The organism is Bradyrhizobium sp. HKCCYLRH3097, from assembly GCF_051167875.1.
GTDB lineage: Bacteria > Pseudomonadota > Alphaproteobacteria > Rhizobiales > Xanthobacteraceae > Bradyrhizobium.
On record NZ_JBNPTX010000011.1, the window covers coordinates 94,347 to 109,475 of the forward strand.

The window sequence follows — 15,129 nt, forward strand, 5'->3', positions numbered from 1 at the left end:
CAAAGCTCCTCACGTCACGACATGCACCATCCCGACGACCTGCATCGAAGCGATACAGGCGAACGCAGATGCATTGCCGACCAGGATTGTCATGCCGCGACAGCAGTAAAGTGCGAGGAGACGATCGAATGGCCACCAACTTCAATGCGACTGCGCTCGCCAACGGCACGTCCAACCTGCTCACGCGAGCGAGTGCGCTCAATCTGTCGACCGATCTGGTTCAAGCCGGCGTCGTCTTCGACGACGCCGTTCGCATCTCGCTCGGCCTCTATTCCGGCAGTCAAGGCAGCGGCAATTCGAACACCTTCCTGTCGAACTACACCACTGACATCCATGCGGTGCAGAACGATATCGCGGCCATCCTGGCCAACCCGAACGACGTGACGATCGGTGGCGAGACGTTTGCGCTGAACTCCACAGACATCGCCGCGCTGACCAACGTCCAGACCCAGCTCGGCACGCTGCTGACCGCGGCCGCGCAGACCACGAATGCGACGACATTGTCGGCGGCGTCGCAGACCATCCACGCGTTGCAGACCGAGATCCTGTCGGAGATCAACAACGACGCGCATCTGTCGGCGGCACTCAACAACGTCACCTTCACCGCCAATACCGGCGCGACCGACGTTGCGTTCCAGAACCTGCCGGCAGGCGCAGACGATCCGACCACGCTCGCGGCCGCGACGGCGGGCACCAGCCTGAAGGTGGTCGGCGAGGTCTTCAATGCCGCAGTGAGCGTCATCTCCGGCGGCATCAACGCGACCAATCTGACCCAAGTGACCAACGACCTGACGGCGGTGCAATCGGGCCTCACGGCCATCCTCGCCAACGCGACCCTGCTCGCGCAGATCGAAGCCGGAGAAACCACCAACGCGGCAGCCGCCACGACGCTTCACCTCCAGACCGTGCTGAATCAGGTCACGCTGCAGCTCGAGAAATACGATGCCGCCGCCGCGACCGGAAACACCACCGCGCTGCGGGGCACGGCGGACAATCTGCTCGACATCATCGACATCGTCCAGAACGACGCCGCTTTGAACGTCGCGGCCGGCGGTAACGGCAATCCGGGCCACACCGGCGGCTTCGCCGAGGATCCGGGCGGCCTCACCGGCACGGTCACGCGGTTCCAAGACAATCAGGCGCAAACCAATTTCTGGGCCACCTTCGTCGCCGAGGCGAACACGATCAACGCGCAACTGATGGCGATCGTGAACGGCAGCGGTACGGCCAGCCAGGCGCTGATCACGCAGATCGAGAACTACAACAATTTCGGCGCCAGCTTCGATGCCGCCCAGGGCGCCGTGTTCCAGGGCCGTTTCGACAACGAGCTCAACAATGGCACGCTGCAGGCGGACTCCGCCACCGCCATCAAAGGACTGCAGGGCATCCTGAACGGGGATACCGGCGCGGCGCTCACTTCGGACCTCGCGATGCTGACGGCTGCCGGCGAAGGCTTCGTCGCCGACGCGAACGACGTCAGCGGCAACAACATCGCGATCGGCGGCGCGACCTATGTCGGATCGGCAACGACGGTCTCCAAGGCGACATCGGTCGCCGGCCTCGCCCAGGGGACGACGAAGGTCACGGCCACGCCGAACATCGCAAACGGCACCGGCGGTACCAGCACGTCCACGGCCGCGACATCGAGCGGCGGAACCACGACCAAGACCGGGACGACGACCGCGACCAACGCCACCGGCAATACGACATCGACGACCACCAAGACGACCACTCAAGGCTCTTCGCACCATCACCACAACAACACGACGGCCGCCGCCCACAACTCGACCTCGACCCACACCACGGCAGCGGCGCATTCTTCGACCGTCGTCGATCATCACCACCACGCACTGCACCACATCTGGGGCTGATATAGCCGACGGCGCGCGCCGGACATCGGTCACCGCTCCACGGTAGCTGTCGCGCAGGAAGTCGAGCTCGGCGCCCGCGAGCTGCGCGAGGTTGACCTCGACCTTGTCGCCGAAGCGCAACTGCTCCATGAGCGGAGCGAGGTGCGGAAAGGCCGCCGCCATCGTCTCGATGGTGGGGCGTTCGATCTGCAGCTTCATGGTTTGCACCTCGATGCCGTCCGACTCACGACGACACTCTCGTCGGCGGGCGCATCGCCGCTTCCGCCTTCGCCAGCAGCAGACGGTTCGCGGCGAGCGAGAACTCCTGCCAGGCGGCGGCGATGTCGCGCAGGATCGTCTGCAGATAATCTTTCGACGGCTTGTGCTCGAACGGAAAGTTCGACAGCGCGCAGGAGGTGCGGTTGAACGCGACAGCGTCGTCGAGCAGCGACTGCATGACATCGCGAAACGGCTTCTGGATCTCGGGCATCAGGGCGGAGCGACCGCGTTCGACGGCGACGTCGCGCATGTCGAAGGTCAGTGCGTCCAGCACCTGCAGCGCCGCTGCGAACACCTGCTCGGTGGCCCCGAGAAGAGCGAGCTGCGTCAGTTGTTCGCGCTGCTGCGCGGCGAGGCTGCGGTTGAGCCGCTGCCGATAGTCGTCGAACGCGGCATCACGCTGCGCGGCGACCCAGGCGCCGAACCAGGCGAGGCTCGCTGCGTTGCCCGACAGCCCGTCGCCGATCGCCGCGGCCGGGCGCGGCCCGACGGTCTCGCCGATCACCCGGGCCATCGCGCGCTCGATGCGCCTGGCGGCGTTCAGGGCACCTTCGAGATAGCCGGCCGCGTGGCTTGCGGTTTCGGCGCCACCGAGATGCAGCCGCCCGTCCCACAGCGCCCGCCGCAGCATCGGATTGGCGATCTCGCTGTGCTCGCCGCGCGGCGTGGTGCGATCCAGTGCGCTGCAGGTGAAGCGCTCGGCCGCCCAGTCCTGATAGTGCTGCTCACCGCCTTCCAGCGCGGAGCCGAACAGTTGCACCATCTGGCTGTCCATCAGCAGCGGCAGCCCGACACTGAAGGTCGCGCGCAGATCGGGCGGGAAGGCGAGGAAGCCGCCGAGCGCAGCACGGTCGCCGCCGGCATCGCAGGCGTCGAAGATCTCGCCGATCACGGCCTGCTCGTGGCTGACGAACGCATTGCCGGACCGGCCCTGGTCGCGCCAATGCGCCTGGTCGTAGGCGATCACGACCTTGGCCTGTGCCGCCATCCAGGTCTCGGCGCCACGCATCGCCTCGAAGGTCGCGTCGTCCAACGCGGGAAAGAAGCCGACGTGGTCGATCAGCAGCCGCGGCGGCAGCGCGAGCACGGCGCGCCTGGCCTCGATCGCGACCGATTCCGTTGCCGTGGCGAAGATCAGCCGCACATGCGTGCCGCAATCGACGATACGCATCAGCTCATGGCCGAGATGGATGAAGGGCTGCGGCAGATCGCGCGCCAGCGCCTCGATCAATTTCGTCATGCCGCCGGAGAGCCGACGCGCGCCCTGGTGGACCGGCGGCCCGCTGATCTGCTCGGCCGGCTTGTCCGCCTCTTCCAGATGGAGAACCGTGCCGTCATCGTGCTGGGCAAAGTCGGACAGGCCGAGCTCCGCGACCAGGCCGGCGAGCAGCGGCTGGGTGTCCGGCCAGAACCAGGTCGGGCCGAGGTCAAGCGCAAGCCCCGCCTTGCTCCTGGCCGACAGCACCCGTCCGCCAAGGCGATGTCGGGCTTCGAACAAAGCGAACGTGCTGCCGTGCTGCTGCAGGCTGCGCGCGAGTGCCATTCCGCACAATCCACCTCCGACAATGGCCGTTTCGAGCATGGCAGGACCTCGGCTGATGCGTTGCGATCGCGTCTCGACCGCGTCCTGCAAAAAGCTTGCAAGTTTTCGCAGGCGCGCGGATGTGCGTTTCCAAACATTGCTTGATTTTCGCACCGGCTTGGCTCACGCCATCACGATGAGCGATGACCGCGAGATCCTGGCCGCCAATGCGGCCTTCTATGCCGCCTTCACGGACGGTGATTTCGCGGCGCTCGTCGCCCTCTGGGCCGATCGCGACGGCATCTCCTGCATTCATCCCGGCTGGCCGGCGATCGTCGGCCGCGCCGCCGTGATCGGCAGCTGGCGCGACATCCTCGCCAACCCGGGTCGGCCGAACATCGTCTGCGCGGATCCGCACGCGATCGTCGACGGCGATCATGGTCACGTGCTCTGCATCGAGCTGGTGGACGGCGCGGCGCTCGCCGCGGCCAATCACTTCGCGCGCATCGACGGCGCCTGGCGGATGATCCACCACCAATCCAGCCCGATCGCGCAGCTCGCAACGCCGGAAGACGACGCCGACGGCCATCGCCTCCACTGACCGCCGCATCTGGCACGAAACTTGATGTGTCCTCCCTGACCGGCAGCAATGTCGGAGATTGTTGATTTTCGTCGCGTCGGATTCGGACCGGATGTCCGTCTCCACGCAAGGCGATCTGCGACGGCTGCGACCAGCAATGTGCAGATGCCGACGGGAGACAGGGATGGCACGCGTTCTGACCGCCTATCTAAAACGCAGCGATGTGCTGACGCGCACAGCGTTGCAGCACGCCATCGATCTCACGCTCGGCCAGGCGCGGGGAGCACTGGGATGAACATCACGGCTCCGCTACAGCCGACCGCGATTCATGCCGTTCCCGCCGAGCTCTGCGACTGCGGCTTCCGCTTGCTGATGATTCGGCAGTTCAACGTCGGTGCCGTGCCGCCGGCGTTCGCCATCATCGATCAGCGCGTCATGCGGATGCCGCAACGGCTCGGCCGCCACGGCGTGTCGTTTGCCGCGACGTTCCTGCCCGAGGTGATGGCGTGGCTGATCGATCACCTCGGCCGTCCGTCGCTGCATGACGAGACCGGCCGCTCCTATCGCAATCCGCGCTGGCCGGTGGTGTGCTGGCATGACCAGGAACGGTATTGGCCGAGCGGCGCTGTCACGGTCGAGTGGTTCGCCGAGGTCGCCTTTCAGGATCACGCCTCTTGGATGGCGTTCCGTACCCATTGGCATGACGACCTGATGGGCCGGAATGGCGACGTTGACGCATCCGGTGGAGAAACCGATGCGTGCGAGCGGGACGCGGCGGGAAAGGAATTTGCCGATGACGCGTTGCAGCGAGCATGATTTGCCAAAGTCGCGCGACAGCATGACCGGACCTTGTCCGCGCAATTCTGCCGCGTGATAGTCGAGTGGCCACAGCAGTTGCGGAGGTTCTCATGCGCTACGTCTCGTGGTTTGGAGGCTGGCTCGGCACCTTCCGTTCCGAGCGCATGGCGGAGCAGAGGACGACCGGACGAAACGCGGCCGTTCTTCCGCCGCGGTCCGCCGAGCTCTCGAGCGAGGACTTGTTCTACATCGCCATGCTTGGGCCGCACGTCTGACCGGCGCTGCCGCCGAGCGCAATCGGGGGCGGCGGGCTGGACAAACGGTCGTCCTGCCGCCACACAAGGGCGATTCCATGCGCCCCGGCCCCGGGCCGCGCACCGTGATTGTGGGTCCATGCCGCAGGTCTGCTCCACGGACGCATGAACGATGCCGGGGACCGCGGCGGACCTCACCTGCGGACTCCCGAATGACATCGCCGACGCCCTCTCACCTGCCCCGAAATGCATCCGATCAGCCGCGCCAGACGACCCCGACCGAGCTGCGGCGGCGCTGGCGCGCCGGCGAGGAGGTGGCGCTGCTCGACGTCCGCGAGGAAGGGCCCTATTCGCTGTCGCACCCGTTCTTCGCGGTGTCGCTGCCACTGTCGCAGATCGAGCTGCGCATCCTCGATCTCGTGCCGCGTCTGAATGTACCCGTCGTCGTTTATGATGACGGCGAAGGCTATGCCGCCCGCGCGGTGCCGCGCATTCATGCACTGGGCTACACCGACGTCGCGATGCTCGCTGGCGGGCTGTCGGGCTATGCGCGCCATGGCGAGGTGTTCCGGGACGTCAACGTGCCGAGCAAGGCGTTCGGCGAATTGGTCGAGGCCATCCGGCACACGCCGTCTCTGTCGGCCGACGAAGCCAAGGCGCTGATCGAGCGCGAGTCGAATCTGGTCGTGCTCGACGCCCGCCGCTTCGAGGAATATCGCACCATGAGCATCCCGCGCGGGGTCAGCGTCCCCGGCGGCGAGCTGGCGTTTCGGGCGCGCGAGCTCGCGCCGTCGCCCGACACCACGATCATCGTCAACTGCGCCGGACGCACGCGCTCGATCATCGGCACGCAGTCGTTGATCAATGCCGGGCTGCCGAACAAGATCTATGCGTTGCGCAACGGCACCATCGGCTGGACCCTTGCCGGCCATCAGGTCGAACGCGGCAGGACCGCGCGCATGCTGGAGCGGCCAGAGGCGAGCTACGCGACCGCGCTGGCGGATGCCAAGGCCTGGGCCGAGCGCGTCGGCGTCGGCGTGCTCGATGCCGCGACCTTCGCGCGCTATCAGGCCGAGGCTGGGACGCGCACGCTGTATTGCCTCGACGTTCGCACGCCCGAGGACTACGCCGCCGGCCATCCGGCTGGCTTCGCGTCGGCGCCGGGCGGCCAGCTGGTGCAGGCGACCGACGAGTGGGTCGGCGTGCGCGGCGCCCGCCTGGTGCTGTTCGACGATGACGGCGTGCGCGCGCGCATGACGGCGTCATGGCTGAAGCAGATGGGCTGGGACGTGGCGGTCGTGGGACCGGATGTCGTTGGAACGACCGAAACCGAAATCCGCGCCGCACGCCGACCGCCGCTGCCGCAGCTTGGCGACGCGGCGATCAGCGCCGAGCAACTCGCGGCCGATGCGGCGGCGTGGACCATCGTCGATCTCACGCGCAGTCCGAGCTACAAGGCCGGACACATTCCGGGCGCACATTTCGTGTTGGCGTCGCGCTTTTCATCGGATCTCGTCAAGCTGCCAGGCGACGGTCCGATCGTGCTGACCAGTGACGACGGCGCCGAGGCGGCCTTTGCGCTTGCGGATGCACGTGCCGCAACGACGCGTGAGCTCCGCGCGCTCACCGGCGGTACGCGCGCCTGGACGGCTGCCGGCCATGTGCTGGAGAGCGATCGGTCCTCATGGATCTCGCCTGCCGACGACGTCTACAAGCGTCCCTATGAGGGCACCGACAACGCCGCCGAAGCGATGCAGGCCTATATCGACTGGGAGCTGCAGCTCGTCGCTCAGCTCGCCAATGACAGCGTGTCGAATTTCCACGTGGTGTAGTTCTGGTGAATGCGCAGGGCGGGCAAAGCCGCATTCGCGACGCGAATGCCGCGTGCCCACCGCTGCCACCCGGGCGCGAGACTTCCCGGGCACCCGCCGTCGGCGTCGCTTTGCCCATCCTGCATCGTGACAGCGTCACTCGACGCTGCGCGCAGAACTCAGCGGCGCTGGTTGTAGACGTCGATGCAGACGGCACCTAACAGCACAAGGCCCTTGATGACCTGCTGATAGTCGATACCGATGCCGAGGATGGACATGCCGTTGTTCATCACGCCCATGATCATGGCGCCGATGACAGCACCGCCGACCCGTCCGACGCCGCCATAGGCCGAGGCGCCGCCGATGAAGCACGCCGCGATGACGTCGAGCTCGAAGCCGAGGCCGGCCTTCGGCGTCGCGGTGTTGAGCCGGGCGGCGAAGATCAGGCCGGCCAGCGCAGCCAATACGCCCATGTTGACGAAGGTCATGAACACCAGCCGCTCGGTCTTGATGCCCGACAGCTTGGCGGCCTTGGCGTTGCCGCCGACCGCATAGATCTGCCGGCCGACCACCGTGCGGCGCGTCATGAAGCCGTACAGCGCGATCAGCGCCGTCATGATGACCAGCACGTTGGGCAGGCCGCGATGCGAGGCGATCAGATAGGTGAAATACATCAGTGCGCCGGCCAGCACGACGTTCTTGGCGGCGAAGAAGCCGAACGGCTCGACCTCGATGCCGTGCTCCACTTCGCGCGCGCGGCCCTTGACGCTGGCATAGACCAGAATGAGCGTCAGCACCGCGCCGATCGCGAGCGACGTGGGATAAAGGTGCGCCGCGCTCGGCATGAACTCAGGGATGAAGCCGGACGACAGCTTCTGGAACGTGCCCGGGAACGGCCCGACCGACTGCCCCTGCAGCAGCGCCAGCGCCAGACCCTTGAACACGAGCATGCCGGCCAGGGTGACGATGAACGACGGGATGCCGAAATAGGCCACCCAATATCCTTGCGCGGCGCCGATCGCGCCCCCAACGATCAGGCAGGCGATGATCGCGAGCGGGAAGTCGACGTGATAACGCACCATCAGCACGGCCGCGACCGCGCCGACGAAGCCCGCGACCGAGCCGACCGACAAATCGATGTGCCCGGTCACGATCACCAGCAGCATGCCCAGCGCCATGATGACGATATAGCTGTTCTGCAGCACCAGGTTGGTGAGGTTGAGCGGCTGCAGCAGGGTGCCGTCGGTCATGAACTGGAAGAACAGCATGATCACGAACAGCGACAGCAGCATGCCGTAGCTGCGCAGATTGTTCTTCAGGAAGCCGCTATGCGACTTCTCCTCCGGGAGCGAAACCGTCTTGTCGGTCATTGCTGGCGTCCTCCCGACCGCTTACGCGGCCGTCTCCTGGTTCTTGATCGTTTCGTTACGCATGATGGCGCGCATGATCTTTTCCTGCGTCGCCTCCGGCCCGGCGAACTCGCCGACGAAGGCGCCGTCATTCATTACGCAGATGCGGTCGCAGATTCCGAGCAGCTCCGGCATCTCCGATGAGATCACGACAACACCCCGGCCGGCATCCGCGAGCTCCTGGATAATACAGTAAATCTCATACTTTGCGCCAACGTCGATGCCCCGCGTCGGCTCGTCAAGGATCAAGACCTTGGGATCGGTCATCAGCCATTTCGACAGCACGACCTTCTGCTGGTTGCCGCCGGAGAGCTGGCCGGCCTCCTGATAGACGTCGGAGCAGCGGATGCGCATCCGGCCGCGGTAGCCGGACGCCGCCTTGAGCTCGGCGATGTCGTCGATCACGCCGTTCGGCGCGACCTGGGATAGGCTCGCCAGGGTGATGTTCTTGCGCACGTCGTCGGCCAGGATCAGGCCGAGCTGCTTGCGGTCCTCGGTGACATAGGCGAGGCCGGCATCGATGGCCGCCGGTACGCTGTTGAGATTGACGTCATGACCTTCGAGGCGGGCGCGGCCCGTGATGTTGACGCCCCAGGAGCGGCCGAACAGGCTCATGGCGAATTCGGTGCGCCCCGCGCCCATCAGGCCGGCGATGCCGACGATCTCGCCGCGGCGCACCTGGAAGTTGACGTTCTTGATCACTTGGCGGTCGGAATGCTGCGGGTGGTAGACCGACCAGTTCTCGACCGTGAACACGGGCTCGCCGATCTTGGGCTGCCGCTCGGGGAAGCGGTGCGCCATGTCGCGATTGACCATGCTCTTGATGATGCGGTCCTCCAGGACCGGCTCGGCGCGACAGTCGATGCTGTCGACGCTGCGGCCGTCGCGCAGCACCGTGATGCGATCGGCGACGCGTGCGACCTCGTTCAGCTTGTGCGTGATCAGGATCGAGGAGATGCCCTGCTCGCGGAAGGTGACGAGGCGGTCGAGCAGCGCCTGGCTGTCGGCCTCGTTCAGGCTCGCGGTCGGCTCGTCGAGAATCAAGAGCTTGACGCGCTTGGACAGCGCCTTGGCGATCTCGACCAATTGCTGCTTGCCGACGCCGAGATCGGTGATCAGCGTATCCGGCGATTCCTTCAGGCCGACCTGGGCCAGCAGTTGCTGGGTGCGCCGGTAGACCTCGTCGCGATCGATGACGCCGAAGCGCTGCGGCGCATGCGACAGGAAGATGTTCTCGGCGATCGACATCAGCGGGATCAGCGCGAGCTCCTGGTGGATGATGATGATGCCGAGCGCCTCGGAATCGTTGATGTCGCGGAAGCGCCGCTCCTCGCCCTCGAAGATGATCTGGCCCTCATAGCGGCCATAGGGATAGACGCCGCTCAGCACCTTCATCAAGGTCGACTTGCCGGCGCCATTCTCGCCGACCAGGGCGTGGATCTCGCCCGCCTCGACCGTGAAGCTGACGTCGCGGAGCGCCTGCACGCCCACGAAGCTCTTGCTGACGCCGCGCATCTCGAGGATTGCCGTCATCGCCCTGTTTCCCGCAACACTTGAGCCGCCCTAAACGAGAGTAGCCGGCGAGCGCATGGCCGCGCTCGCCGGCCGGTTGAGATCACTCGACCTGCGACTTCTTGTAATAGCCGCTGCCGATCAGAACCTTCTCCCAGTTGCTCTTGTCGACGACGACCGGCTTGAGCAGATAGGCCGGGACGACCTTGACGCCGTTGTTGTAGGTCTTGGTGTCGTTGACCTGCACCTGCTTGCCGCTCAGCGCAGCATCGACCATGTCGGCGGTCACCTTGGCGAGGTCGCGGGTGTCCTTGAAGATGGTCGAGTACTGATCGCCGCGCAGGATCGCCTTGACGGACGGCACTTCGGCGTCCTGGCCGGAGATGACCGGCATCGGCTGGTTGCCGCTGCCATAGCCGACGCCCTTCAGGGACGAGATGATGCCGATCGAGAGGCCGTCATAGGGCGACAGCACCGCGTCGACACGCTTGTTGCCGTAATAGGCGCTGAGCAGGTTGTCCATGCGGGCCTGGGCGGTGGCGCCGTCCCAGCGCAGGGTCGCGACCTTGTCCATGCCCTTCTGACCGGACGCCACCACGAGCTTGCCGGAGTCGAGATAGGGCTGCAGCACCGACATCGCGCCGTTGTAGAAGAAGTAGGCGTTGTTGTCGTCCGGAGAGCCGCCGAACAGCTCGATGTTGAACGGGCCCTTGCCGTCCTTCAGGCCGAGCTTGTCGACGATCGACTGCGCCTGCAGCACGCCGACCTGGAAATTGTCGAATGTCGCGTAGTAGTCGACATTCGGCGTGTCGCGGATCAGGCGGTCATAGGCGATCACGGTGACGCCCTTCTCCTTGGCCTGCTTCAGCGCGTCGGACAGCGTGGTGCCGTCGATCGCCGCGATGACCAGCACCTTGGCGCCCTTGGTGACCATGTTCTCGACCTGCGAGAGCTGGTTCGGGATGTCGTCCTCGGCATATTGCAGGTCGGTGTTGTAGCCGCGCTCCTTCAGCACCTTGACCATGTTGTTGCCGTCGTCGATCCAGCGCGCCGACGACTTGGTCGGCATCGCGATGCCGATCGTCGGCTTGCTCTGGGCCATTGCAGCGCCGGACAGGGCCACGGCGCCGAGGCCGGCCAGCGCGGCGGCCATGATGGTCTTGAAATTCAGCATGCTTCACTCCCTCTAAGATTTTCAGATTTGAACTAGGAATACGCGATTGCGTATCTTGATACCAGATGGCTGTTAGGCTGAACGACGCTCGACTCGATTGTTCCTCCTCTCAGATCGACAGCTTGACGTCAGGCTCGGCGCGACCGTGAGCGCCGACCTCGAGAAGGAAAGTCTGGCCATGGCCGGGGTCGGCCGCCTTGGCCGCCGCGTCCATGTCCTGCCAGGCCGACGTGACCAGCAGGCGCGACAGACCGGGGCCGACGAAGGCCGGGCAGCTCGCCTGGCTGGCCGGAACCGCGATGCTGCGGAGATGCTCGCCCTGCGGGCTGTAGACATCGACGCAACCGCCGCCCCAGCGTGCGTTCCAGATGCGTCCCTCGGCATCGACGACCGCGCCATCGAGCCCACCGACGCCGGCATGGCGCAGCAGCACCTCCGGTTCACCGCGCGGCAGGCCCGTCTCCGGGTCGAGTGCGACACGATAGAGGACGTTCTCGTCGGTGTCGGCGAAATAGCCGATCGTGCCATCCGGCGAGAAGCAGATCGCGTTGGGAATGGTGACGTTGGGGAACAGGCGGATGATCTCGCCGCGATGCAGCGCGTAGATCGAGCCCAGGCCGCACTCGGCGTTGCGGCCCATGGTGCCGATCCAGAACGTCCCGGAGGGATGAACCCGGGAGTCGTTCGACCGCGTCGCCGGATTGTCGGCTTCGAGCGGCAGATACAGGGATAGCGCACCGTCGGCGATGCTGCGGATGTAGAGCCCGTCCTCGGCCACGATCAACTGCCTGTTGGCATCGATACGGCCGAGCGCGCTCGCCATCCTGCCGAGGCCATGCCGGCGGAGTTCGCCGCTGCCGATCTTGGCCTCGAACAGCAGGCCTTCACGAATGTCGAACCACCAGGCGGTGTCGGTGTGGGGATCGTAGGTCGGCCCCTCGCCGAGATGGCAGCGCTCGTCGCAGAGGATCGTGGTCGGCACCTGCTCCATCATGCGGACGCTCCCGCGGTCGAGAAGCGATACACCGTCTCGTGCTTGTAGACGTCGTCGGGCGCAAGACGCGCGCTGGGAAAATCCGGGCGGTTCGGACTGTCCGGCCAGACCTGCGGCTCCAGGCAGAGCGCGTCGGACTGACGATAGACACGCCCCTTGCCGGTCACGGTCCCGTCAAGATAGTTTCCGGAATAGACCTGCAGGCCGGGCTGATCGGTGAGCAACTCCATGACGCGCCCCGAACGCGGGGACGCCAGCCGGGCGGCCAAGCGCACCCCCGCCTGCTGTCGAAGGCAGAAATTATGATCGTAGCCGCGACCGCATTTGATCTGCGGGTCGTCAGCGCGGATGCGGGCACCGACCGCATGCGGCTCGCGGAAATCGAACGGCGTGCCGGCGACGGCGTGCGGCGGCCCTTCCAGCGGGATCGCGGTCTCGTCGATCGCGAGATAATGGTCGGCTTCGACGGTCAGACGATGATCAAGGATGTCGCTGCCGGCGGCCAGGCCATCGAGATTGAAGAAGCTGTGGTTGGTCAGGTTGACCACCGTCGTCCGGGTGGTCCGGGCGCTGAAGCTGACAGCCAACTCCATCGGCCCGGTCAACTGATAGGTGACACGAACGTCGAGCCGCCCCGGATAATTGGCCTCGCCGTCGGGACTGACATAGAGCATCGTGACCGAGGGCTGGGCGCCGTCTTCGGTCGCGACGATCTGCCAGAGCTTGCGGTCGAAGCCGTCGGGGCCGCCGTGCAATGCATGTGCACCATTGTTGGCGTCGAGGCGCAGATCCTGACCGTCGAGCGAAAAGCGCGCCTTGGCGATGCGGTTGGCGTAACGCCCGACCGTCGCACCGAAGAACTTTCGGAGCTTGACGTAGCTCAGCAAGTCGTCATGACCGAGCACCACGTCATCGACAAGCCCCCGCGCATCCGGCACCAGCAGCGTCTGCAGCGCCGCGCCGTAGGTGATGATGCGCGCCTCGAAGCCGTGAGCCCCACGCAAGGTGACGCGCTCGACCTCGCGGCCGTCCGGCAGGCTGCCAAACACATCCCTGGTGATCCGCGCTTCTGCCATCGCTCTAGTCCTCGAACGGCTCGACGAATTGCCGGCGGCCGAGCAGGAACGCATCGGCCACCAGCCGCAGCGGCGCAAGATCGACGTCGCTCGCGCCGGTCTTCGTCAGTTCGACGAAGCGACGATAGAGGCCGGGATATTCGCGTTCCTTCTCGTCGACCATCGGCTGATCGTCCGCGGTCATCCGCGCGCCGCCGAGCGACAGCTTCAACTGCCCGGCGTCGGTCTCGATCCGGATGTCCCAGCTCTGCGGCCCGGTCTGGCGGAAGTCGAACTCGGCCGCGATCGGCAGGTCGCTGGCTGTCGACAGTGACAGGTTGGCCGCGATCGGCGCCTGGCGGTTGGACGGAAACGACAGTTCGGCCTCGGTCAGGAACACCGGCTCGGGCAGGATGCGGGTCAAGATCGACAGCGCGTTGATCCCCGGATCGAACACGCCGAGCCCGCCCGGCTCCCAGATCCAGGCCTGTCCGGGATGCCAGACGCGCACGTCCTCCTTCCAGTCGATCCGCACGCTGCGGATCTGACGCGACGACAGCCACGCGCGCGCCGGCTCGACGGCCGGCGCATAGCGCGAATGCCAGGTCGCGAACAGCGTGCGCTGCTTGGCAGCCGCGAGCGCGATCAATGGATCGAGCTCGCTGACCGCCGCACCCGGCGGCTTTTCCAGCATCACGTGCTTGCCGGCCTCGAGCGCGGCCTGCGCCTGCGCGCGGCGCACCTGCGGCGGCGTGCATAGCGAGACGGCGTCGATCTCCGGCCCCTCGCGCAGCAGCTCCTCGATGGTGCCGAAATGCGGCAGGCCTGGCAGAGAGGCGTTGCGGCTCGCCACCGCCGTCAGGGTCACGCCCTCGGTGGCGGCGATCGCCGGCACGTGCTGATCCCTGGCGATCTTACCGAAGCCGACGATGGCGACACGAAGCTCACTCATCTCTAGCGTCCCCAGCGCAGCACGACTGGGTCGAGCCGGCGCGCAATCTCGATCAGTCCCTTCTGGGTCGCCGGATGAATTGGCGGCTGCGGCGCTCGCAGCGTGTCGTGGCGGATCACGCCGCCCGCCTTCATCAGGATCTTGCAGGTGGCAAGCCCGCACTGCCGGTTCTCGTAGTTGATCAGCGGCAGCCAGCGCTCATAGGCCGCCGCCGCGGCCTCGCGGTCGCCCGCGAAATACGGATCGATGATCCTGCGAATGCCATCGGGATAGCCGCCGCCGGTCATCGCGCCGGTGGCGCCCGCGTCGAGATCGGCCATCAGGGTGATTGCCTCCTCGCCGTCCCACGGACCTTCGATCGCCGGGCCGCCTGCCTCGATCAGCGCGCGCAACTTGTCGGCCGCACGCGGCACTTCGATCTTGAAATAAGCGAGGTTCTCGATCTCCTTGGCCATGCGCGCCAAGAACGGCACCGATAGCGGCGTGCCGGCGACCGGTGCGTCCTGCACCATGATCGGGATCGAGATCGCGTCGGAGACGCCGCGATAGAATTCATAGATCGAGGTGTCCGGCACGCGGAAGGTCGCGCCGTGATAGGGCGGCATCACCATGACCATGGCAGCGCCCTTCTCCTGCGCCCGGCGCGAACGCTCGGCGCAGACAAAGGTCGAGAAATGCGTCGTGGTGACGATGATCGGCACGCGGCCGGCAACATGCTCCAGCACCGTGGTCATCACCAGATCGCGCTCGTCATCGGTCAGCACGAACTGCTCGGAGAAATTGGCGAGGATGCAGATGCCGTGCGAGCCGGCATCGATCATGAAGTCGATCGCTCGCTTCTGGCCTTCGAGGTCGAGACGGCCGTCGGCGTCGAACACGGTCGGCGCCACCGGGAAGACTCCCTTGTAGAGCTTTTTGGCGGAAGCGGTCATGGGCCCC

Annotated in this window: 13 protein-coding genes; 5 read left to right on the forward strand and 8 right to left on the reverse strand. The window is 66.0% G+C overall.

From position 1 onward, the window contains the following. Positions 1-128: 128 nt before the first annotated feature. The gene (locus ACQR0U_RS24315) at positions 129-1,871 is read left to right on the forward strand and encodes a hypothetical protein (RefSeq protein ID WP_434842896.1); all 1,743 of its coding nucleotides are present in this window, start codon (positions 129-131) and stop codon (positions 1,869-1,871) included. Positions 1,872-2,094: 223 nt separating this feature from the next. Here the strand turns inward: ACQR0U_RS24315 and ACQR0U_RS24320 are convergent, their stop codons facing one another. After that, complete coding sequence (locus ACQR0U_RS24320; RefSeq protein WP_434842895.1) at positions 2,095-3,711, reverse strand: flavin monoamine oxidase family protein; 1,617 nt, start codon at positions 3,709-3,711, stop codon at positions 2,095-2,097. 136 nt (positions 3,712-3,847) lie between these two features. On the opposite strand from ACQR0U_RS24320, the gene ACQR0U_RS24325 reads away from it, so the two are divergent. The 4 genes from ACQR0U_RS24325 to ACQR0U_RS24340 all read left to right on the forward strand — a co-directional run bounded on the left by ACQR0U_RS24325 (position 3,848) and on the right by ACQR0U_RS24340 (position 7,115). After that, entirely contained in the window at positions 3,848-4,252 is a 405-nt protein-coding gene (locus ACQR0U_RS24325; RefSeq protein ID WP_315718215.1) for a nuclear transport factor 2 family protein, read from the forward strand. A 276-nt stretch (positions 4,253-4,528) separates the two neighbouring features. Further along, the gene (locus ACQR0U_RS24330) at positions 4,529-5,047 is read left to right on the forward strand and encodes a hypothetical protein (protein ID WP_315750449.1); all 519 of its coding nucleotides are present in this window, start codon (positions 4,529-4,531) and stop codon (positions 5,045-5,047) included. Positions 5,048-5,139: 92 nt separating this feature from the next. Then, the gene (locus ACQR0U_RS24335; protein WP_316226326.1) at positions 5,140-5,304 is read left to right on the forward strand and encodes a hypothetical protein; all 165 of its coding nucleotides are present in this window, start codon (positions 5,140-5,142) and stop codon (positions 5,302-5,304) included. Positions 5,305-5,495: 191 nt separating this feature from the next. Beyond that, entirely contained in the window at positions 5,496-7,115 is a 1,620-nt protein-coding gene (locus ACQR0U_RS24340; RefSeq protein WP_315827037.1) for a rhodanese-like domain-containing protein, read from the forward strand. Positions 7,116-7,273: 158 nt separating this feature from the next. Here ACQR0U_RS24340 and mmsB read toward each other — a convergent pair whose 3' ends face one another. The 7 genes from mmsB to ACQR0U_RS24375 all read right to left on the reverse strand — a co-directional run bounded on the left by mmsB (position 7,274) and on the right by ACQR0U_RS24375 (position 15,122). After that, positions 7,274-8,464: a multiple monosaccharide ABC transporter permease gene (gene mmsB / locus ACQR0U_RS24345; protein WP_434842894.1), complete on the reverse strand. Its 1,191-nt coding sequence runs from the start codon at positions 8,462-8,464 to the stop codon at positions 7,274-7,276. A 21-nt stretch (positions 8,465-8,485) separates the two neighbouring features. Beyond that, on the reverse strand, positions 8,486-10,036 hold the full coding sequence (gene mmsA / locus ACQR0U_RS24350; protein WP_315750337.1) for a multiple monosaccharide ABC transporter ATP-binding protein: 1,551 nt from the start codon (positions 10,034-10,036) through the stop codon (positions 8,486-8,488). A gap of 82 nt (positions 10,037-10,118) precedes the next feature. Then, entirely contained in the window at positions 10,119-11,189 is a 1,071-nt protein-coding gene (gene chvE, locus ACQR0U_RS24355; RefSeq protein WP_315750336.1) for a multiple monosaccharide ABC transporter substrate-binding protein, read from the reverse strand. Between the two features lie 109 nt (positions 11,190-11,298). Next, a complete protein-coding gene (locus tag ACQR0U_RS24360; RefSeq protein ID WP_315750448.1) occupies positions 11,299-12,180 on the reverse strand; it encodes an SMP-30/gluconolactonase/LRE family protein in 882 nt (293 codons plus the stop codon). Further along, the gene (locus tag ACQR0U_RS24365) at positions 12,180-13,259 is read right to left on the reverse strand and encodes an aldose epimerase family protein (protein WP_316171574.1); all 1,080 of its coding nucleotides are present in this window, start codon (positions 13,257-13,259) and stop codon (positions 12,180-12,182) included. Before ACQR0U_RS24365 ends, ACQR0U_RS24360 begins: the two co-directional genes overlap by 1 nt. Positions 13,260-13,263: 4 nt before the next feature. Further along, complete coding sequence (locus ACQR0U_RS24370; protein WP_315750334.1) at positions 13,264-14,190, reverse strand: Gfo/Idh/MocA family protein; 927 nt, start codon at positions 14,188-14,190, stop codon at positions 13,264-13,266. A gap of 2 nt (positions 14,191-14,192) precedes the next feature. Continuing rightward, positions 14,193-15,122 (reverse strand): dihydrodipicolinate synthase family protein, encoded by a 930-nt coding sequence (locus tag ACQR0U_RS24375; RefSeq protein ID WP_315750333.1) that lies wholly within the window; start codon positions 15,120-15,122, stop codon positions 14,193-14,195. Positions 15,123-15,129: the final 7 nt, after the last annotated feature.